This is a genomic window from Streptomyces sp. NBC_00258, from assembly GCF_036182465.1.
Lineage (GTDB): Bacteria > Actinomycetota > Actinomycetes > Streptomycetales > Streptomycetaceae > Streptomyces.
On sequence record NZ_CP108081.1, the window covers coordinates 9,426,835 to 9,446,068 of the forward strand.

A 19,234-nucleotide genomic window follows, 5' to 3' on the forward strand; every position below is an offset into this window, starting at 1 on the left:
ACTCCGGTACCTGCGAACGGTCCTGCTGGTGCGGACTAATCTCATCGAGACATCGCCGTAACCCCCGTGACCCCACCGCCACACCCCGGCCTGCCGGGTTAGCGGGACGACAGCTCTGGAGAACTTCGAGCATGAACCGTAAGACTTTGGTGCTGCCGGCCGTGATCGGTCTGCTCGCCCCGGTCCTCGCCGCGTGCGGCGGTTCCGACAGCGGGGACAACAGCGGCGACGCCATCGTCGTCGGCACCACCGACCGGTTCACCGCCTCGAAGGAGGACCCGGCGCCGCTCGACCCGGCCTCCGCGTACGACGTCGGCACCTGGAACATCCTCCGCCAGACCGTCCAGACACTGATGGTCATGCCCAACGGCGGCGGCGACCCGGCTCCGGAGGCCGCCGAGGAGTGCGGCTTCACCGACTCGGGCAACGAGCGGTACGCCTGCACCCTGCGCAAGGACCTGAAGTTCTCCAACGGCGAGCCGATCACCGCCGAGGACGTGAAGTTCTCCATCGACCGGGCCCTGCAGATCAAGGCGGACAGCGGTGTCTTCGCCCTGCTGTCCACCATCGACACCGTCGAGACCAAGGGTGACCGCGAGGTGATCTTCCACCTCAACAGCGCGGACGCCACCTTCCCGTTCAAGCTGTCCACGCCCGTCGCGGGCATCGTCAACCCCGACGACTACGACAAGAACAAGCTGCGGGACGGCTTCGACGTCAGTGGCTCCGGCGCGTACACGCTCAAGGCCGAGGTCAAGGACGACGTGATCGTCAAGGCCGTCTTCACCAAGAACCCCAACTACCAGGGGACTTCGGAGCTGAAGAACGACAAGGTCGAGCTGCGCTCCTTCGAGAGCGCCGACTCCATGGGCACCGCGCTCGACAAGGGCGACATCGACATGATGACCCGCACCATGTCGCCCGCGCAGATCAAGAAGCTCCAGAACGACAAGGGCACCGACGTCGACCTGATCGAGCAGCCCGGTCTGGAGATCCGCTACCTCGGCTTCAACACCAACGACCCGTCGGTGAAGACGAAGGCGGTCCGTCAGGCGATGGCCCAGGTCATCAACCGCGGCGAGCTCACCTCGCAGGTGTACGGCTCCGGCGCCGACCCGCTGTACTCCATGGTCCCGGCCACCGTCACGGGTCACGCCAACTCGTTCTTCAACAAGTACGGCGACCCGAGCATCCCCAAGGCCAAGGACCTGCTGGCCGCGGCGAACATCACCACGCCGGTGAAGCTGACGCTGCACTACACGGACGACCACTACGGACCGGCCACCAAGGACGAGTTCGAGCTGCTGCAGAAGCAGCTGAACGACAGTGGCCTGTTCAAGGTGAGCATCAAGGGCGAGAACTGGTCGACATTCCGCCCGAACGAGCAGAAGGGCGACTACGAGGTCTACGGCATGGGCTGGTTCCCGGACTTCCCCGACGCCGACAACTACCTCGCGCCGTTCCTCGACAAGGACAACACGATCGGCTCGCCCTACGCGAACCCGGAGATCCGCACCAAGCTGATCCCCGAGTCCCGCCGCGAGGCCGACCGGCTCAGCGCCTCGAAGAGCATCGAGGAGATCCAGAGCATCGTCGCCGACGACGTCCCGGTTCTGCCGCTGTGGCAGGGCAAGCAGTACATCGCCACGCAGGACGACATCACCGGCGCCGAGTACGCGCTCAACTCCTCCGCGACGCTTCAGCTGTGGGAGCTCGGCCGCGGAGTCGGCGGCTGAGCCCGAGGCGACGGCGCCCGACCGGACCGGGCGGCTGAGCCGGAAGCGACGGCGCCCGACCGGACCAGAGACAGACCAACGACAAGGCACACGCTCGTGAACATGCGCACCAAGTGGCCGGTCCTGCCCGTCATGGCGGGACTGTCCGCAGGCCTGCTGACGGGATGCGGCTCGGAGTCGGGGGGCTCCGGGGGCAGTGACTCCGACGTCGTCATGGGGATGACGGACGACGTCCTGGCCACGGACCCCGCCTCCGGCTACGACCCCGGCTCCTGGCTCCTCTTCAACAACGTCTTCCAGTCCCTGCTCAGCTTCCCCAAGGGCGGCACCGAGCCGGAGCCGGAGGCCGCCAGAGAGTGCGGGTTCACGGACACGCAGGCCAAGGTCTACCGGTGCACCCTGCGCGACGGACTGAAGTTCAGCAACGGTGACGACCTCACCTCGCAGGACGTCAAGTTCTCCTTCGACCGCATGATGAAGATCGACGACGACGCCGGGCCCGCGATCATGTTCCCCATGCTGGACAAGGTGGAGGCGCCGAACGACAAGACAGTCGTCTTCAGGCTCAAGGTCTCCGACGCCACCTTCCCGAGCAAGATCGCCTCCGGTGCCGGTTCGATCGTCAACCGCCGGGAGTACTCGGCGGACGGGCTGCGCGAGGACGGCAAGGCCGTCGGCTCGGGCCCGTACAAGCTGGAGTCGTTCGGCAAGGACGAGGCCGTCTTCACGGTCAACGAGAACTACAAGGGCAACGCCGAGACGCAGAACAACGGCGTGACCCTCAAGCTGTTCCACGGCGACCAGTCCGGCCTGAAGAAGGCCATCCTCGACGGCAGGGTCGACGTCGCCTACCGAGGCCTCGCCGCCGAGGACATCGCGGAGATCGAGGCGGACACCACCGGCAGCCAGGAGATCGACGTCGTCGAGGGCTCCAGCGCCGAGGTGCAGCACCTGGTCTTCAACATGAAGGACCCGGTGACGGGCAAGGCCGGCGTCCGCAAGGCCATCGCCAGTCTGCTCGACCGCGACGCCCTCATCAAAGAGGTCTACGAGAACACGGCGACCCCGCTGTACTCGATCATCCCGGCCGGTATCACGGGCCACAACACGGCCTTCTTCGACACCTACGGCGCCCGCCCCTCGCGCGCCAAGGCCGAGTCCGCGCTGCTCGAGGACGGCATCACCGACAAGGTGAAGCTGACCCTCTGGTCGACGCCGACCCGCTACGGGCCGTCCACCGACCAGGAGTTCAAGGCGATCGCCAAGCAGCTCAACGCGAGCGGCCTGTTCGACGCGACCGTGAAGTCCGTCGCGTACGACAAGTACGAGAAGGACATCGAGGCGGGCAAGTACGGCGTGTACGTGAAGGGCTGGGTGCCGGACTACCCGGACCCGGACAACTTCACGGCCCCGTTCTTCGGCGAGGGCAACGTGCTGGGCAACAACTACACGAACAGCACGGTCACCGGGCGGCTCATCCCCGAGACCGCCGCCCAGAGCGACCGCGCCTCGACCGAGCCGCAGTACGGCGAGCTCCAGGACATCGTCGCCGACCAGGTCCCGATCATCCCGGTCTGGCAGGCCAAGCAGTACGCGGTCGTCCGCGACAGCGTGTACGGCCTGGAGAACTGCCTCGATGCCTCGACGGTGTTCCGCTTCTGGGAGATCAGCAAGGACTGAGCCCGTCCGCGCACACGCGAAACGGCCGCCCCCTTCGAAAAGGGGGCGGCCGTTTCGCGTGTCAGAGGTGCGCGGCGGGGGCGCTCACTGCGCGCCGGGGCGCACCAGCCCGCTCTCGTACGCGTACACCGCGGCCTGTACGCGGTCCCGCAGCCCCAGCTTGGTGAGGACGTGGCCCACGTGCGTCTTGACCGTCGTCTCGCTGACGAACAGATCGGCGGCGATCTCCGCGTTCGACAGACCGCGGGCCACCAGCTTCAGCACCTCGACCTCGCGCTCGGTGAGCGTGTGCAGGGTGTCCGGCACCGGCTCGTCGCCCGAGGGCAGATGGCTCGCGTACTTGTCGAGGAGCCGACGGGTGATGCTGGGCGCGAGCATGGCCTCACCGGAGGCCACCACCCGGATCGCCTGCACCAGTTCGTTGGCGGGGGCGTCCTTCAGGAGGAAGCCGCTGGCGCCGGCGCGCAGTGCCTCCACCACGTACTCGTCGAGGTCGAAGGTCGTCAGGACCAGCACCTTCGCCGGACCGTCCCGGCCGGGACCGGTGATCTGACGGGTCGCCTCGACCCCGTCCATCCGCGGCATACGGATGTCCATCAGAACCACATCGGGCTGCAGGGCCCGTACCTGATCCAGTGCCTGGAGACCGTCACCGGCCTCGCCGACGACCGCGATGTCCTGCTCGGCCTCCAGGATCATCCGGAAGCCGGTACGCAGCAGCGGCTGGTCGTCGACCAATAGGACGCGGATGGCCACGTAAGTCTCCTTCGTTAGTCCGGCCCCATTCTGCCCTGCTCGGCACCGCCGGACTCGGGCGCCCTCACAGGGAGCTACTGCGTCGGCCCGGGGGTGTCCCCCTGGCCTTCGGCCGGGGCCGGTTCCGCCCGGCGCACCGGCAGCGGATACGGCGGGGGAGTGCCGCCGAACTCCGGACACACGGACTGGTGGTCGCACCAGCCGCAGAGCTTGGTGGGGCGCGGCCGCCAGTCACCGGTCTCGGTGGCCAGCCGGATCGCCTCCCACAACGCGTGCAGCTTCCGCTCGACGCGCTCCAGGTCGGCGGGGACCGGGTCGTACGTCACGACGTCACCACTGCCCAGATAGACCAGCTGGAGGCGGCGCGGAACGACCTGCTTCAGCCGCCAGACCACGAGGGCGTAGAACTTCATCTGGAACAGGGCGCCCTCCGCGTACGCCGGGCGCGGGGCCTTGCCCGTCTTGTAGTCGACGATCCGCACCTCACCGGACGGGGCCACGTCGACGCGGTCGATGATGCCGCGCAGCTTCAGGCCCGAGTCCAGCTGGGCCTCCACGAACAGCTCGCGCTCGGCCGGTTCGAGACGGGTCGGGTCCTCCAGGGTGAACCAGCGCTCCACCAGCTGCTCAGCCTCGGTCAGCCAACGGGTCAGCCGCTCGCCCGCCGCCTTCTCGTCGGCGTCCGCGAACAACTCGGCAAGCTCCGGTTTCGCCTCGCGCAGCCGGTCCCACTGACCGGGGATCAGCGACTTCGCGCGCGGCGCGGTCCGCTCGGTGGCCGGCGCGTCGAAGAGCCGCTCCAGCACCGCGTGCACCAGCGTGCCCCGGGTGGCCGCCTCACTCGGCTTCTCGGGCAGCTTGTCGATCACCCGGAAGCGGTACAGCAACGGACACTGCATGAAGTCCCCGGCCCGCGAGGGCGACAACGAGGCCGGCGGCACGGCGACGGTGACGCGAGCGGGCTCCGCGATCACGACCGGGTCGGACGCGGGGGCGGACGGGGCTTGGACCGGCACGTCCGCGGGCTCGGCCGAGGTGCCCGTCGGCTCGGGTTGCGGGCCCGCCTGAGTCACGCCGTCGGTGCTGGTTTCCATGACGACAGACCTTACGGCCCGCCACTGACAGCGCGACACACGGTGACCTGCGCGCGCACGCCACGACGTGGGAAACAGAGGGGGTGCCGGGGCCGAACGCGACACGACGGCCGCATACCATCGACCACAGGACCTCTCGCCGTGCATGATCGCGAGCGGGAGACGCGTCGAACGAGGGGACATCGTGGACGAGAGCGGCGGGAGCGGGCAGCCGCGATCCGGCACGGACGAGGCGGACGAGCGCCGTACGGGTCGGCCGCGCCCCGGTGATCCGGCCACCCCGACGGCCCGGCCGCACTCCGACGAGGAACCGCACGACGCCGACGCCCCGGCGAACCCCGAGCCCGAGGCAGAGACGGACACGGCAGCGGCAGCGGGGCACCAGGACCAGAGCCAGGGAACCCCGGAGGACTCGGCGGACGACCAGGCCGCTGGAGCCGCTGGAGCCGCTGGAGCCGCTGGAGCCGCTGGAGCCGCTGGAGCCGCTGGAACGGCCGCAGAGAAAGAAGCGCGGGCGGACGCGCCGACGGCCGACCTGCGAAAGAAGGAGCCCACCCCACCGCCCGCCCCGGACCCCCGCTCCGACGGCCCCACGCCCGGGCAGCCCCACGACGTCCACCGCACCGAGGCACACACCCCGCCCACCAAGCCCAAGTCCGGGCGGAAGCGGGGCTCGTCCTCCCGGCGCGGCAAGGAACCGGGCGGCGGCCTGCTCATGGGACGCCCCTTCGGCGTCCCCGTGTACGTGGCGCCCAGCTGGTTCCTCGTCGCCGCACTCATCACCTGGGTCTTCGGCGGCCAGCTCGACCGCGTTCTCCCCGAACTCGGCATGGCCCGCTACCTCGTCTCGCTCTTCTTCGCGGTCGCCTTCTACGCCTCCGTACTCGTCCACGAGCTGGCCCACACGGTCGCCGCCCTGCGCTTCGGACTGCCGGTGCGCCGGATCCAGCTGCAGTTCTTCGGCGGTGTCTCGGAGATCGAGAAGGAGTCCGAGACCCCCGGCCGCGAGTTCGTCCTCGCCTTCGTCGGCCCCCTGCTCTCGCTGATCCTCGGAGGCCTCTTCTACCTCGCCCTGCAGGCCGTCGAGCCGGGCACGGTCCCGGGCGTCCTGCTGGCCGGCCTGATGATCTCGAACCTGATCGTCGCCGCCTTCAACCTGCTCCCCGGCCTGCCCCTCGACGGCGGCCGGATGCTCAGGGCAGTCGTCTGGAAGATCACCGGCAAGCCGATGAGCGGCACGATCGCCGCCGCCTGGGTCGGCCGCGCGCTCGCGATCTCCGTACTCATCGGACTGCCCCTGCTCACCCAGTCAGGGGCGCTCGGCGCCGACGCCGAGGACATCGGCGGCATGGACACCGTCATGGACGCCCTGCTCGCCGCGATCCTGGCCGCGATCATCTGGACCGGCGCCGGGAACAGCCTGCGCATGGCCCGCCTGCGCGAACACCTGCCCGAGCTGAGGGCCCGGGCCCTCACCCGCCGCGCGGTGCCCGTGGAGACCAACACCCCGCTCTCCGAGGCGCTGCGCCGGGCCAACGACGCGGGCGCCCGAGCCCTGGTGGTGGTCGACCCCGACGGCGAACCCCTCTCCCTGGTCCGCGAGGCCGCCATCGTCGGCGTACCGGAACACCGCCGCCCCTGGGTCGCCGTCAGCGGCCTCGCCCAGGACCTGACGGACGGCATGCGGGTCTCCGCCGAACTGGCCGGAGAGGACCTCCTGGACGCCCTGCGCGCGGCCCCCGCGACCGAGTACCTGGTGGTGGAGGACTCCGGCGAGATCTACGGAGTCCTCTCGGCGGCGGACGTGGAGAAGGCGTTCGTGAAGGCGATGGCCCGCCCGAACTGAGTACGGCGCCCGTGTGTACGGCGGCGCCCCGTCAGGGGCGCGGGGAACTGCGCGCCCAGCCACGAGGCACCCGCAGATTCCCCACGCACCCCGAGCGGTCAGAGCGCCCGGCAGGGACCGGTAGGCTGTTCACATGTCCGAACCGACCGGTGCCGCCCGCCGACGCGGGCCCTTCAAGGTCGGGGACCAGGTTCAGCTGACCGACCCCAAGGGCCGCCACTACACGTTCACGCTCGAAGCGGGGAAGAACTTCCACACCCACAAGGGTTCCTTCCCGCACGACGAGCTGATCGGCGCTCCCGAGGGCAGCGTTGTCCGCACCACGGGGAACGTCGCCTATCTGGCACTGCGCCCCCTGCTCCCCGACTACGTCCTGTCCATGCCCCGCGGCGCCGCCGTGGTCTACCCCAAGGACGCGGGGCAGATCCTGGCCTTCGCCGACATCTTCCCCGGCGCACGCGTCGTGGAAGCGGGCGTGGGCTCCGGCTCGCTCAGCAGTTTCCTGCTGCGCGCCATCGGCGACGAGGGCATGCTGCACTCCTACGAGCGCCGCGAGGACTTCGCCGAGATCGCCCAGCAGAACGTGGAGCGCTACTTCGGCGGCCCGCACCCCGCCTGGCAGCTCACCGTCGGTGACCTCCAGGACAACCTCAGCGACACCGAGGTCGACCGCGTCGTCCTCGACATGCTCGCCCCGTGGGAGTGCCTGGAGGCCGTCTCCAAGGCGCTCGTCCCCGGCGGCATCGTCTGCTGCTACGTGGCGACCACCACCCAGCTCGCCCGGACCGTCGAGTCCATCCGTGAGATCGGCTGCTTCAACGAGCCGAGCGCCTGGGAGTCGATGATCCGCAACTGGCACGTCGAGGGCCTGGCCGTCCGCCCCGACCACCGGATGATCGGCCACACCGGCTTCCTGCTCACCGCCCGCCGCCTCGCGGACGGCGTCGAGCCGCCGATGCGCCGCCGCCGTCCCTCCAAGGGCGCGTACGGCGAGGATTACACCGGTCCGAACGCCGACGGAGGCGCCGGCCGCTGACCGACGGAGGGCCGGCCGCCGAGGCGGCCCTGTGCCGCGTACAACGCTCAAGCGTCGTGGCCGAGTTCCCGAGAGCACCTCGGGAACTCGGCCACGACGCTTTTCCCTTGACTCCCCGCCAGTAACCCCGGACCCCGCCGTTCCCTCACGGTGTGACGTGTGGCACCATGCTGGCCACCCCCACCGGCACAGCCCTCACAGGAGACACTTCCTAGTGCAGCAATCCGCCGTTCCGGAACTGGCACACACGCACACCCGTCCGATCCACTGGCTGGCCACGGCGACCGCCCTCGCCGGAGTGGTCGCGGCCTCCGGCTTCCTGCAGCCCGACCGGGCCACCGCCGCCCAGCACGGCCCCGAGTCGAAGACGGCCCCGGCCGCCGTGGCGCCGCCCGACCCGGCCGGCGTCGAATTCCCGATCGAGTGCGGCCCCAACGAGGCCGCCGTCCAGAGACAGGCTTCCGGGGACCTCGACGGCGACGGCCGCCCCGAGACGGTCGCCGTGGTGCGCTGCGAGGCCGGCATCGGCACTCCGCCCAGCGGTGTCTACGTCGTCACGCGGTCCGCGGACGACCCGAAGCCCCGTGTCGTCGCCACCCTGGTCGACCCGAAGGACCGGCTGAGCGTCAAGGACTTCGCCGTCCGTGACGCCACGATCACCGCGACCCTCCTCGGCTACTCGTCGCGCGACGTACCGAGTTGCTGTCCGGACGTGACCGAGCGCGCCAAGTGGCAGTGGAAGAACGGCGCGTTCGCCCGCTCGACACCGTCCGAGGCCCACAGTGTGTGAGAGCGGGCCGGGCGTGAGAAATCAGACAAGCCGTTACGCGGAGTGGCTTTCCGGTCACTCCGCGTCGGGGCCGTAGACCTCGACCCTGTCCGAAACCCGACGTACATGGATGCAGTCGCCCGGGCACTCCTTCGCGGAGTCGGCGACATCACGCAGAAGCGTCAGCGGTACGGGCGTTGTGGCGCCCGGGGCCTGCAGGAGTTCGTCCTGGGAACTCTTCACGTAGGCCAGGCCGTCGATGTCCAGCTCGAAGACCTCGGGGGCGTACTGGGCGCAGATTCCGTCGCCGGTACAGAGGTCCTGGTCGATCCAGACCTCGAGCCCCTCGCCGTCGACTCCGGCCTCCTGCTGCACGGTCGTTTCTCCTGCCGTTTCCTGCGCCGAGCGATCCGAAGACTTGGGAATCGGGCCAGCTCTGGCGGGTGTTGAACACTTCGACCCTACCTCCGTCGGCTTCCCAATCGCGTTGTGTGGGTATTCCACTGGCGTGAGGGAGAGCGCAAGGGTGAAGATCGGACACACCTCGACCGTCTTTGTGATCTAGGGGTTTCAATCGACACCCACCCAGGTAGGGTCTGGAAGCGTCCAGCTCCCCTTGGAGGAGGTGAGGACCGTGGCAGCCCACGACGACGACATGAACCGCGGCATCCGCCCGGGACGAGGGTCCGACGACCCGTCCGGGCAGATTGCCTACCTTGAGCAGGAGATCGCCGTCCTGCGACGCAAGCTCGCCGACTCTCCGCGACACACGAGGATTCTCGAAGAGCGGATCGTCGAGCTGCAGACAAACCTGGCCGGCGTGTCCGCGCAGAACGAGCGGCTCGCGGGCACCCTCCGAGAGGCCCGCGACCAGATCGTGGCACTCAAGGAGGAGGTCGACCGGCTCGCACAGCCGCCGGCCGGCTTCGGTGTCTTCCTCGTGGCGAACGAGGACGGTACGGCCGACATCTTCACCGGGGGCCGCAAGCTCCGGGTGAACGTCAGCCCCAGCGTCGAGCTCGAAGAGCTCAGGCGCGGCCAGGAAGTGATGCTCAACGAAGCTCTCAACGTGGTCGAGGCCATGGAGTACGAGAGCGTCGGCGACATCGTCACCCTCAAGGAGATCCTCGAGGACGGTGAGCGCGCCCTCGTGGTCGGGCACACCGACGAGGAACGGGTGGTACGGCTAGCCGAGCCGCTGATGGATGTCACCATCCGCCCCGGCGACGCCCTGCTCCTCGAACCCCGCTCCGGCTATGTCTACGAGGTCGTTCCCAAGAGCGAGGTCGAGGAACTCGTCCTCGAAGAGGTCCCGGACATCGGCTACGAGCAGATCGGCGGTCTGGGCGGCCAGATCGAGATGATCCGCGACGCGGTCGAGCTCCCGTACCTCTACCCCGACCTGTTCAAGGAGCACGAACTGCGGCCGCCCAAGGGCGTACTGCTGTACGGGCCCCCCGGATGCGGCAAGACGCTCATCGCCAAGGCCGTCGCCAACTCGCTGGCCAAGAAGGTCGCCGAGGTGACCGGGCAGGCCACGGGCAAGAGCTTCTTCCTCAACATCAAGGGTCCCGAGCTCCTCAACAAGTACGTCGGTGAGACCGAGCGGCAGATCCGCCTCGTCTTCCAGCGTGCTCGTGAGAAGGCCAGCGAGGGCACCCCCGTCATCGTCTTCTTCGACGAGATGGAGTCCCTCTTCCGCACCCGTGGATCGGGCGTCAGCTCGGACGTGGAGAACACCATCGTCCCGCAGCTGCTCGCCGAGATCGACGGCGTGGAGGGCCTACAGAACGTGGTGGTGATCGGCGCCTCGAACCGTGAGGACATGATCGACCCCGCGATCCTGCGTCCCGGCCGTCTCGACGTGAAGATCAAGATCGAGCGTCCGGACGCCGAGGCGGCCAAGGACATCTTCGCCAAGTACCTCACCGAGCGCCTCCCGCTGCACTCCGACGACGTCGGCGAGCACGGCGGCAGCAAGACCACCACGGTCCAGAGCATGATCCAGACCGCCGTCGAGCACATGTACACCGAGTCCGAGGAGAACCGCTTCCTCGAGGTCACGTACGCCAACGGCGACAAGGAAGTCCTGTACTTCAAGGACTTCAACTCCGGCGCCATGATCGAGAACATCGTCGGCCGCGCCAAGAAGATGGCGATCAAGGACTTCCTCGAGCACAACCAGAAGGGTCTGAGGGTCTCCCACCTGCTCCAGGCCTGCGTGGACGAGTTCAAGGAGAACGAGGACCTGCCGAACACCACGAACCCGGACGACTGGGCCCGTATCTCCGGAAAGAAGGGCGAACGGATCGTTTACATCCGGACGCTCATCACCGGAAAGCAGGGCGCGGACACCGGACGCTCCATCGACACGGTGGCGAACACCGGTCAGTACCTGTAAAAGACAGGGTGGCTGCGGGTGCCCTTACTGGGTACCCGCAGCCGACTGTTTTCCAGGGCACAGCTGGAGCTGAGCAATGACGCAAATGATCTCCCCACCAGCGCAAAGGCGCTCTAGGCTCTTCGGTACCGCCGAGTCGCGCAGTGCGGGGACGGGCACCGCACACGCACCGGAGCGCCAGCGGTACTTGAGCGGCGTCCCCGACCGAGGACGCCGCCGGGCAAGGAGGGCCGCATGACCGTACGGCGAGTAATGGGCATCGAGACGGAGTACGGGATCTCCGTCCCCGGCCACCCCAACGCCAATGCCATGCTCACCTCGTCCCAGATCGTCAACGCCTACGCGGCGGCGATGCACCGGGCCCGGCGGGCCCGCTGGGACTTCGAGGAGGAGAACCCGCTGCGGGACGCGCGGGGCTTCGACCTCGCCCGCGAGGCCGCCGACTCCAGTCAGCTCACCGACGAGGACATCGGCCTCGCCAATGTCATCCTCACCAACGGGGCACGGCTGTACGTGGACCACGCGCACCCGGAGTACAGCTCTCCCGAGGTGACCAACCCGATGGACGCCGTCCTGTGGGACAAGGCCGGCGAGCGCATCATGGCGGAGGCCGCGGAGCGCGCGGCCCAGCTGCCCGGGGCCCAGCCGATCCACCTCTACAAGAACAACACCGACAACAAGGGCGCCTCGTACGGCACGCACGAGAACTACCTGATGAAGCGGGAGACCCCCTTCTCGGACATCGTGCGTCACCTCACGCCGTTCTTTGTCTCACGCCAGGTCGTCACCGGAGCGGGCCGCGTCGGTATCGGCCAGGACGGGCACGAGCACGGCTTCCAGCTCAGTCAGCGTGCCGACTACTTCGAGGTCGAGGTGGGCCTCGAAACCACCCTCAAGCGCCCGATCATCAACACGCGTGACGAGCCGCACGCGGACGCCGAGAAGTACCGCCGCCTGCACGTGATCATCGGCGACGCGAACCTCTCGGAGATCTCGACCTATCTCAAGCTCGGCACGACCGCCCTCGTCCTGTCGATGATCGAGGACGGCTTCATCGCCGTGGACCTCGCCGTGGACCAGCCGGTGCGCACGCTGCACCAGGTCTCGCACGACCCGACCCTCAAGCGCCTGATCACGCTCCGTAGCGGCCGGACGCTCACCGCGGTCCAGCTGCAGATGGAGTACTTCGAACTGGCGCGCAAGTACGTCGAGGAGCGGTTCGGCGCGGACGCGGACGAGCAGACCAAGGACGTGCTCACCCGCTGGGAGGACGTCCTGGGGCGCCTGGAGAGCGATCCCATGAGTCTGGCGGGCGAGCTGGACTGGGTGGCCAAGCGGGAGCTCATGGAGGGCTACCGGCGCCGTGACAGCCTCGAATGGGACGCGGCGCGGCTGCACCTGGTCGACCTCCAGTACGCCGACGTGCGCTCGGAGAAGGGCCTCTACAACCGTCTCGTGGCCCGCGGCAGGATGAAGCGCCTGCTGGACGAGACGGACGTGGAGCGGGCCCGGACGAAGCCGCCGGAGGACACGCGCGCGTACTTCCGCGGGCGCTGTCTGGAGCAGTACGCGGACGACGTGGCGGCGGCCTCCTGGGACTCGGTGATCTTCGATCTGCCGGGCCGGGACTCGCTCCAGCGGGTCCCAACCCTCGAGCCGCTTCGCGGAACGCGTAATCACGTCAAGGAGCTCCTCGACCGCTGCCGTACGGCGGAAGACCTGGTCAGGGTGCTTTCGGGCGGCTGACCGGGCCGCCGCGGCCCTCGGGCCGATGCGGCGGGGCGAGGTGGAAAGAGGCGGCGTCCGGGAATCATCGAGGTGGCCCCCGGACGTTGTAGCAACTGCGGGGCCGATGTCGGACCCTGCTTGTAGGGTCTGATCAAGAACGTCGAACCGAGCGGGGTGAGGGTTATGGCGACCAAGGACACCGGCGGCGGACAGCAGAAGGCGACGCGCAACACCGAGGAGGTCGAGGAAGCGCCCGAGGCGCAGGCATCCGAAGACCTCAAGGAGCGCCAGGAGAAGCTGTCGGACGATGTCGACTCCGTACTGGACGAGATCGACGACGTCCTCGAGGAGAACGCAGAGGACTTCGTGCGTTCCTTCGTCCAGAAGGGCGGAGAGTAACCCCGGTTGTCCGCCCCGGAGTCGGCCCGTTCCATCGGGTCGGCGCCGGGACGGATGACTGGCGTAGGTACGGGTATGGTCCGTGCACAGATTTGATGATCGGCTCGGCCGTCCCCGGCGGGCCGCCGCCTACGTGGAAGGACATCGCGTGGAAGCCAACCCTCGTAGCACCGGGCGTCTGCCGGCTGCCTTCCTGACGCCCGGCTCGTCCTCGTTCATGGACTTCCTGTCCGAACACCAGCCGGCCATCCTCCCGGGCAACCGGCAGTTGCCGCCCATGAAGGGCGTCATCGAAGCACCGCACGGGACCACGATCGTGGCCGCCACGTTCCCCGGCGGTGTCGTGCTCGCGGGTGACCGTCGGGCCACCATGGGCAACATGATCGCCCAGCGCGACATCGAGAAGGTCTTCCCGGCCGACGAGTACTCGGCGGTGGGCATCGCCGGTACGGCCGGTCTGGCCGTGGAGATGGTGAAGCTGTTCCAGCTGGAGCTGGAGCACTTCGAGAAGGTGGAGGGCGCCACGCTCTCCCTGGAGGGCAAGGCGAACCGCCTCTCCACGATGATCCGGTCCAATCTCGGCATGGCCATGCAGGGCCTGGCCGTGGTCCCGCTCTTCGCGGGGTACGACGTGGACCGCGAGAAGGGCCGCATCTTCTCGTACGACGTGACGGGCGGCCGCTCCGAGGAACACGGCTTCGCGGCCACGGGCTCCGGCTCGATCTTCGCCCGCGGCGCCATGAAGAAGCTCTACAGCAAGGACCTGACCGAAGACCAGGCCACGACGCTCGTCGTACAGGCGCTGTACGACGCGGCCGACGACGACTCGGCGACCGGTGGTCCCGATGTCGCCCGCCGGATCTACCCGATCGTCACCGTGATCACCGCAGACGGATTCCGCCGCCTCACCGACGACGAGTCCTCCGAGATCGCCCGCTCGATCCTGGAGCGGCGCCTTGAGCAGCCCGACGGCCCACGGGCCGCGCTGCTCTGACAGCGGACCTCTTGTCAAGGTGATCGAGTGACTTCCACAGAAAGGGACGGATAGCCGGTGTCGACGCCGTTCTATGTATCACCCCAGCAGGCCATGGCCGACCGGGCGGAATACGCCCGCAAGGGCATCGCCCGTGGCCGCAGCCTCGTCGTGCTGCAGTTCGCCGACGGCATCGTGTTCGTCGGCGAGAACCCGTCCCGTGCGCTGCACAAGTTCAGCGAGATCTATGACCGGATCGGTTTCGCTGCCGCAGGCAAATACAACGAATACGAGAACCTCCGGATCGGCGGCGTCCGTTACGCCGACCTCCGGGGCTACACCTACGACCGTGACGACGTGACCGCCCGTGGTCTCGCCAATGTCTACGCCCAGACGCTCGGCACGATCTTCTCGTCCGCGGCGGAGAAGCCGTACGAGGTCGAGCTGGTCGTCGCCGAGGTGGGGGAGACCCCCGAGGGCGACCAGATCTACCGCCTTCCGCACGACGGGTCGATCGTGGACGAGCATGGCTCGGTCGCGGTCGGCGGCAACGCCGAGCAGATCAGCACCTACCTGGACCAGCAGCACCAGGAGGGGATGTCGCTCGCCGAGGCGCTCAAGCTGGCCGTTCAGGCGCTGTCGCGCGACACGAACGGTACTGAGCGGGAGATTCCCGCGGAGCGGCTGGAGGTCGCGGTGCTGGACCGTACGCGGCCGCAGCAGCGCAAGTTCAAGCGGATCACCGGCCGGCAGCTCGGTCGGTTGCTGGAGGAGGGTGGGGCGTCCACGGCCGCGGAGGCCGAGGACCCGGAGGACGAGGAGTGACCTCCTCGACCTGATTGAACCTTGTGTGCCCCCGGCCTTTCGCAGGCCGGGGGCACACGGTGTTTCGGGGGCTCGGGACGGTGTGTCGGGTGCGGGTGCGTTGTGGCTGGTCGCGCCGTTCCCCGCACCCCTGGAGAGGGTCCGCCGGTGGGCAGGGTGCGGGTTGTTCCGGGCTGGTCGCGCAGTTCCCCGCGCCCCTTACGGGGCGCCTGGTGGGGCTGTGGAGCCTCGGATCACCAGGTGTACGGGGATGTCCTCGCCGGTGGGCTCGCGGGCGTTCAGGACGGCCAGGAGGGTTTCCATGCCGCGTTCGCCGAAGAGGTCGGCGTCGAGGCGGACCGTCGTGAGCTCCGGGTCCAGGGCCGTGGCGAGGGCCAGGTCGTCGAGGCCGGTGACGGAGAGGTCGTCGGGGATGCGCAGGCCCAGGCGGCGGGCGGCCTTGTAGGCGCCGGCGGCCAGTTTGTCGTCGTCGCAGACCACGGCGGTGGGACGGGGGCCGGGGGCGGCCAGGGCGGTCTCGGCGGCCGCCAGGGCGCCCTCGATGGAGATCGGGGCGGGGGCGGTGCGGAGTTCCGTGCCCGGGACCGCGGCCAGGCGTTCGGCGAGTTCACGGGCGCGAACGTCGAAGGTCCAGGACGGGATGTCAGCCGCCAGGTGCAGGAAACGGCGGTGACCGAGGCCCAGCAGGTGTTCCGCGACCTGCCGTACGCCGTCGCGGATGTCGAGGTTGACCGTTGCCGCGCCCGTGCTGCCCGCCGGATCGCTGTCGAGCATCACCAGGGGCAGCTGGTCGCCGCGGATCGCCGTGAGGGCGTCGGCGGCCATGGAGGAGGCGATCACGCCGTCCAGGGCGGCCTGTGCGGAAGCGAAGGGATCCCGTGCCGGGCCGATGCCCTCGGGGGATGGGTAGAGCACCACTCCGAAGCCGTGCTCGGCCGCCACCCGGGCCGCGCCCGTGTAGACGCCGGCGAAGAACTCGGTCGTCAGGGCGGGGACCACCAGCAGGACCGTACGCGTGCTGCCCAGACGCAGATTGCGGGCCGCGAGGTTCGGCCGGTAACCGAGCTCCCGCGCGGCCTCCCGTACGCGCTCCGCCGTCCGCTCGGAGACCCGCCCGCGCCACTTGTCGCCGAGCACCAGCGAAACGGCCGCCTGGGACACTCCCGCGGCCTGGGCGACGTCACGGCTCGTGGGGCGGGGGCTGCCTGCTGCCACCGGTGACCTGTCTTTCTGCTGGACTCGCGGACAGCGCACATGGTACGTATGACGAACGAAGTTATACGTAACACTTCCGAGGCCTCCGACGGCGGGGACAGGAAAACTCGGGCATTCTGGAGCCGAAAGGGGCGGGGCATGGCCACCGGTTATCTGGAGATCCTCCGAGCGAAACACGCCATGCGGCTGCTCGTCGGCACCCTGGTGGGCCGGCTGCCGAACGCGACCTCCGCGATCGCCATCGTGCTGTTCATCCGCGCGGAGGGCGGCAGCTACAGCCTCGCCGGAGCGCTCGCCGCGGTCTACGGAGTGGCCAACGCCGTGGGCCAGCCGCTGCTCGGCCGTCTGGTGGACCTCTACGGGCAGCCGCGGATCCAGCTGCCCGCCGCGCTCGTCTCCGCCCTCGCGACCACCGTGTTCGCCCTCACGGGCACCGGGACGCTCCCGCTCGCGTACGCCCTCATCGCCGTCGCCGGACTCTTCACGCCGCCCCTGGAGGGCGGCCTGCGGGCGCTGTGGCCCTCGGTCCTCCGTAAGGAGGACCAGGTGCACACGGCGTACGCGATGGACGCGGTCGCGCAGGAAGTCATGTTCACCGTCGGGCCGTTGCTCGTGACGCTGTGCGTGTCCCTGTGGTCCGCGCAGGCCGCGCTGATCATCCTCAACGTCATCGGGGTGCTGGGCGCTCTCTCCGTGGTCGTCTCGCGGCCCTCGCGCGCGTGGCGTTCGGCGCCGCGCGAGGCGCACTGGCTCGGCGCGCTGCGCTCGCGAGGACTCATCGCCCTGCTCGGCGCGTTCCTTTTTGTCGGAATGGCGCTCGGTTCCATCACGGTCGCGAGCGTGTCGTACGCGGACGACCACGGCGGCGACGTGACGTACGGCTGGCTGATGGCCGCCATCGGGCTCGGTGCTCTCGTCGGCGGCACGGTCTACGGGGCACGGCAGTGGGGCGGCGCGCCGGAGCGGCGACTGCGCGTGCTGGTCGCCCTTCTGGCGGTCAGTTACCTGCCGCTGATGCTCATGCCGGGTGTGGTCGCCATGACGGCGCTGATGGCCCTTGCCGGAGTCTTCCTCGCACCCTGTATCGCCTGCGCGTTCATCCTCGTCGACCGGCACGCGCCGAGGGGCACGGTCACCGAGGCGTTCTCCTGGCTCGTGACGACGTTCACGGTGGGAGCCTCCGTCGGGACGGGCCTCGCGGGACCGGTCATCGAGTGGGGCGGAGCCGTCCGGGGCTTCGCCGTATCGGGTGTCGCCGGAGGTGCCGCGCTGGTCGTTCTGCTGGCCACGGGGCGGGTCCTCGCAGCTACGGGCGGGGGCACGGTGGTCGAGGGGGGTTCGGAAAATGATCGAAACGGTGCCCCCGAACCCCGTTTCAGCACAGGCCATCAGGCGTAATGTTCAGTCATGGACCGCCGCATTTTCGGGCTGGAGAACGAGTACGGCGTCACGTGTACGTTCAGGGGACAGCGACGCCTGTCTCCCGACGAGGTGGCGCGGTACCTCTTCCGCCGTGTCGTGTCATGGGGCCGCAGCAGCAATGTCTTTCTGCGAAACGGCGCCCGCCTCTATCTAGACGTGGGATCACATCCGGAATACGCGACACCCGAATGTGACAACGTGACGGAACTGGTCACCCACGACAAGGCCGGCGAGCGCATTCTGGAAGGACTCCTGGTAGACGCCGAACGACGCCTGCACGAGGAAGGAATCGCGGGCGACGTCTACCTCTTCAAGAACAACACCGACTCGGCGGGCAACTCCTACGGCTGCCACGAGAACTATCTGGTGGCCCGTCACGGGGAGTTCTCCCGGCTCGCGGACATCCTCATTCCGTTCCTCGTCACGAGGCAGCTCCTCTGCGGTGCCGGCAAGGTGCTGCAGACCCCGCGTGGTGCCGTGTACTGCGTCAGCCAGCGCGCCGAGCACATCTGGGAGGGCGTCTCCTCGGCGACGACCCGCTCCCGGCCGATCATCAACACCCGGGACGAACCGCACGCGGACGCCGAGCGCTACCGCCGGCTGCACGTCATCGTCGGCGACTCGAACATGTCCGAGACGACCATGCTCCTCAAGGTCGGTGCCACCGACCTCGTGCTGCGCATGATCGAGGCGGGCACGGTGATGCGCGACCTGACCCTGGAGAACCCGATCCGGGCCATCCGCGAGGTCAGCCACGACATCACGGGCCGCCGCAAGGTGCGCCTGGCCAGCGGCCGCGAGGCCTCTGCTCTCGAGGTGCAGCGCGAGTACTACGAGAAGGCCGTGGACTTCGTCGAGCGCCGCGGTATCCGTACCGGCGTCGTCGACCAGGTTCTGGAGCTGTGGGGCCGCACACTCGACTCGATCGAGTCCGAGGACCTCGACCGGATCGGTACCGAAATCGACTGGGTGATGAAGTACAAGCTCATCGAGCGGTATCGCGCCAAGCACAACATGACCATGTCGCACCCGCGTGTCGCTCAGATAGACCTCGCCTACCACGACATCCACCGTCGCCGAGGTCTCTACTACCTGCTGGAGAAGCGGGGCCAAGCCGCCCGGATCTGCAACGACTTGAAGATCTTCGAGGGCAAGTCCGTACCGCCGCAGACCACTCGGGCCCGGCTGCGCGGCGACTTCATCCGGCGCGCTCAGGAACAGCGTCGTGATTTCACCGTCGACTGGGTCCATCTGAAGCTCAACGACCAGGCACAGCGCACCGTGTTGTGCAAGGACCCGTTCCGTTCCGTCGACGACCGGGTGGAGAAGCTGATCGCCGGGATGTAGGCGGTCG

General features: G+C 68.8%; 16 protein-coding genes. 12 read left to right on the forward strand and 4 right to left on the reverse strand.

The genetic code is table 11. The annotated features are described in order from the left end of the window. Nucleotides 1-131 precede the first annotated feature (131 nt). Complete coding sequence (locus OG718_RS41950) at nucleotides 132-1,736, forward strand: ABC transporter substrate-binding protein (RefSeq protein ID WP_143635654.1); 1,605 nt, start codon at nucleotides 132-134, stop codon at nucleotides 1,734-1,736. A gap of 96 nt (nucleotides 1,737-1,832) precedes the next feature. Beyond that, nucleotides 1,833-3,416 carry an ABC transporter substrate-binding protein gene (locus OG718_RS41955; RefSeq protein WP_328846647.1) on the forward strand — a complete coding sequence of 528 codons (1,584 nt, stop codon included), beginning with the start codon at nucleotides 1,833-1,835 and terminating at the stop codon, nucleotides 3,414-3,416. An 84-nt stretch (nucleotides 3,417-3,500) separates the two neighbouring features. Here OG718_RS41955 and OG718_RS41960 read toward each other — a convergent pair whose 3' ends face one another. After that, on the reverse strand, nucleotides 3,501-4,172 hold the full coding sequence (locus OG718_RS41960; RefSeq protein ID WP_055613352.1) for a response regulator: 672 nt from the start codon (nucleotides 4,170-4,172) through the stop codon (nucleotides 3,501-3,503). A 74-nt stretch (nucleotides 4,173-4,246) separates the two neighbouring features. Beyond that, the gene (locus OG718_RS41965; RefSeq protein WP_328846648.1) at nucleotides 4,247-5,266 is read right to left on the reverse strand and encodes a RecB family exonuclease; all 1,020 of its coding nucleotides are present in this window, start codon (nucleotides 5,264-5,266) and stop codon (nucleotides 4,247-4,249) included. Between the two features lie 145 nt (nucleotides 5,267-5,411). Here OG718_RS41965 and OG718_RS41970 point away from each other — a divergent pair, with 145 nt between their 5' ends. From OG718_RS41970 to OG718_RS41980, 3 genes are all read left to right on the forward strand, one after another. After that, a complete protein-coding gene (locus tag OG718_RS41970; RefSeq protein WP_443055244.1) occupies nucleotides 5,412-7,112 on the forward strand; it encodes a site-2 protease family protein in 1,701 nt (566 codons plus the stop codon). 133 nt (nucleotides 7,113-7,245) lie between these two features. Continuing rightward, nucleotides 7,246-8,148 carry a tRNA (adenine-N1)-methyltransferase gene (locus tag OG718_RS41975; RefSeq protein ID WP_143635648.1) on the forward strand — a complete coding sequence of 301 codons (903 nt, stop codon included), beginning with the start codon at nucleotides 7,246-7,248 and terminating at the stop codon, nucleotides 8,146-8,148. A 214-nt stretch (nucleotides 8,149-8,362) separates the two neighbouring features. Then, nucleotides 8,363-8,938, forward strand: coding sequence for a hypothetical protein (locus OG718_RS41980; RefSeq protein ID WP_328846649.1), 576 nt, complete (start codon nucleotides 8,363-8,365; stop codon nucleotides 8,936-8,938). 54 nt (nucleotides 8,939-8,992) lie between these two features. Here OG718_RS41980 and OG718_RS41985 read toward each other — a convergent pair whose 3' ends face one another. Then, on the reverse strand, nucleotides 8,993-9,292 hold the full coding sequence (locus OG718_RS41985; RefSeq protein WP_055618382.1) for a ferredoxin: 300 nt from the start codon (nucleotides 9,290-9,292) through the stop codon (nucleotides 8,993-8,995). A 259-nt stretch (nucleotides 9,293-9,551) separates the two neighbouring features. Here OG718_RS41985 and arc point away from each other — a divergent pair, with 259 nt between their 5' ends. The 5 genes from arc (at nucleotide 9,552) to prcA (ending at nucleotide 15,243) form a co-directional block, all read left to right on the forward strand. Then, nucleotides 9,552-11,318, forward strand: coding sequence for a proteasome ATPase (gene arc / locus OG718_RS41990; RefSeq protein WP_143635644.1), 1,767 nt, complete (start codon nucleotides 9,552-9,554; stop codon nucleotides 11,316-11,318). 234 nt (nucleotides 11,319-11,552) lie between these two features. Further along, nucleotides 11,553-13,064 carry a depupylase/deamidase Dop gene (dop, locus tag OG718_RS41995; protein WP_361892120.1) on the forward strand — a complete coding sequence of 504 codons (1,512 nt, stop codon included), beginning with the start codon at nucleotides 11,553-11,555 and terminating at the stop codon, nucleotides 13,062-13,064. Between the two features lie 165 nt (nucleotides 13,065-13,229). Continuing rightward, a complete protein-coding gene (locus OG718_RS42000) occupies nucleotides 13,230-13,445 on the forward strand; it encodes a ubiquitin-like protein Pup (RefSeq protein ID WP_030932625.1) in 216 nt (71 codons plus the stop codon). A gap of 148 nt (nucleotides 13,446-13,593) precedes the next feature. After that, nucleotides 13,594-14,439: a proteasome subunit beta gene (prcB, locus tag OG718_RS42005; protein WP_055618379.1), complete on the forward strand. Its 846-nt coding sequence runs from the start codon at nucleotides 13,594-13,596 to the stop codon at nucleotides 14,437-14,439. 57 nt (nucleotides 14,440-14,496) lie between these two features. Beyond that, nucleotides 14,497-15,243, forward strand: a complete 747-nt coding sequence (gene prcA / locus OG718_RS42010) for a proteasome subunit alpha (RefSeq protein WP_143635642.1) — start codon at nucleotides 14,497-14,499, stop codon at nucleotides 15,241-15,243. Between the two features lie 198 nt (nucleotides 15,244-15,441). Here the strand turns inward: prcA and OG718_RS42015 are convergent, their stop codons facing one another. Next, complete coding sequence (locus tag OG718_RS42015; RefSeq protein WP_306940905.1) at nucleotides 15,442-16,458, reverse strand: LacI family DNA-binding transcriptional regulator; 1,017 nt, start codon at nucleotides 16,456-16,458, stop codon at nucleotides 15,442-15,444. 138 nt (nucleotides 16,459-16,596) lie between these two features. Between OG718_RS42015 and OG718_RS42020 the strand changes: the two genes are divergently transcribed. After that, nucleotides 16,597-17,856 (forward strand): MFS transporter, encoded by a 1,260-nt coding sequence (locus tag OG718_RS42020; protein ID WP_306940906.1) that lies wholly within the window; start codon nucleotides 16,597-16,599, stop codon nucleotides 17,854-17,856. A gap of 9 nt (nucleotides 17,857-17,865) precedes the next feature. Then, a complete protein-coding gene (gene pafA, locus OG718_RS42025; RefSeq protein ID WP_143635636.1) occupies nucleotides 17,866-19,227 on the forward strand; it encodes a Pup--protein ligase in 1,362 nt (453 codons plus the stop codon). Nucleotides 19,228-19,234 lie beyond the last annotated feature (7 nt).

Bases quoted from the DNA above. Each gene is read 5' to 3' on its own strand.
- OG718_RS41950 (WP_143635654.1), top strand. From the start codon at position 132: ATGAACCGTAAGACTTTGGTGCTGCCGGCCGTGATCGGTCTGCTCGCC.
- OG718_RS41965 (WP_328846648.1), bottom strand. From the start codon at position 5,266: ATGGAAACCAGCACCGACGGCGTGACTCAGGCGGGCCCGCAACCCGAG.
- OG718_RS41970 (WP_443055244.1), top strand. From the start codon at position 5,412: ATGATCGCGAGCGGGAGACGCGTCGAACGAGGGGACATCGTGGACGAG.
- OG718_RS41975 (WP_143635648.1), top strand. From the start codon at position 7,246: ATGTCCGAACCGACCGGTGCCGCCCGCCGACGCGGGCCCTTCAAGGTC.
- dop (WP_361892120.1), top strand. From the start codon at position 11,553: ATGACCGTACGGCGAGTAATGGGCATCGAGACGGAGTACGGGATCTCC.
- OG718_RS42000 (WP_030932625.1), top strand. From the start codon at position 13,230: ATGGCGACCAAGGACACCGGCGGCGGACAGCAGAAGGCGACGCGCAAC.
- OG718_RS42020 (WP_306940906.1), top strand. From the start codon at position 16,597: ATGGCCACCGGTTATCTGGAGATCCTCCGAGCGAAACACGCCATGCGG.
- pafA (WP_143635636.1), top strand. From the start codon at position 17,866: ATGGACCGCCGCATTTTCGGGCTGGAGAACGAGTACGGCGTCACGTGT.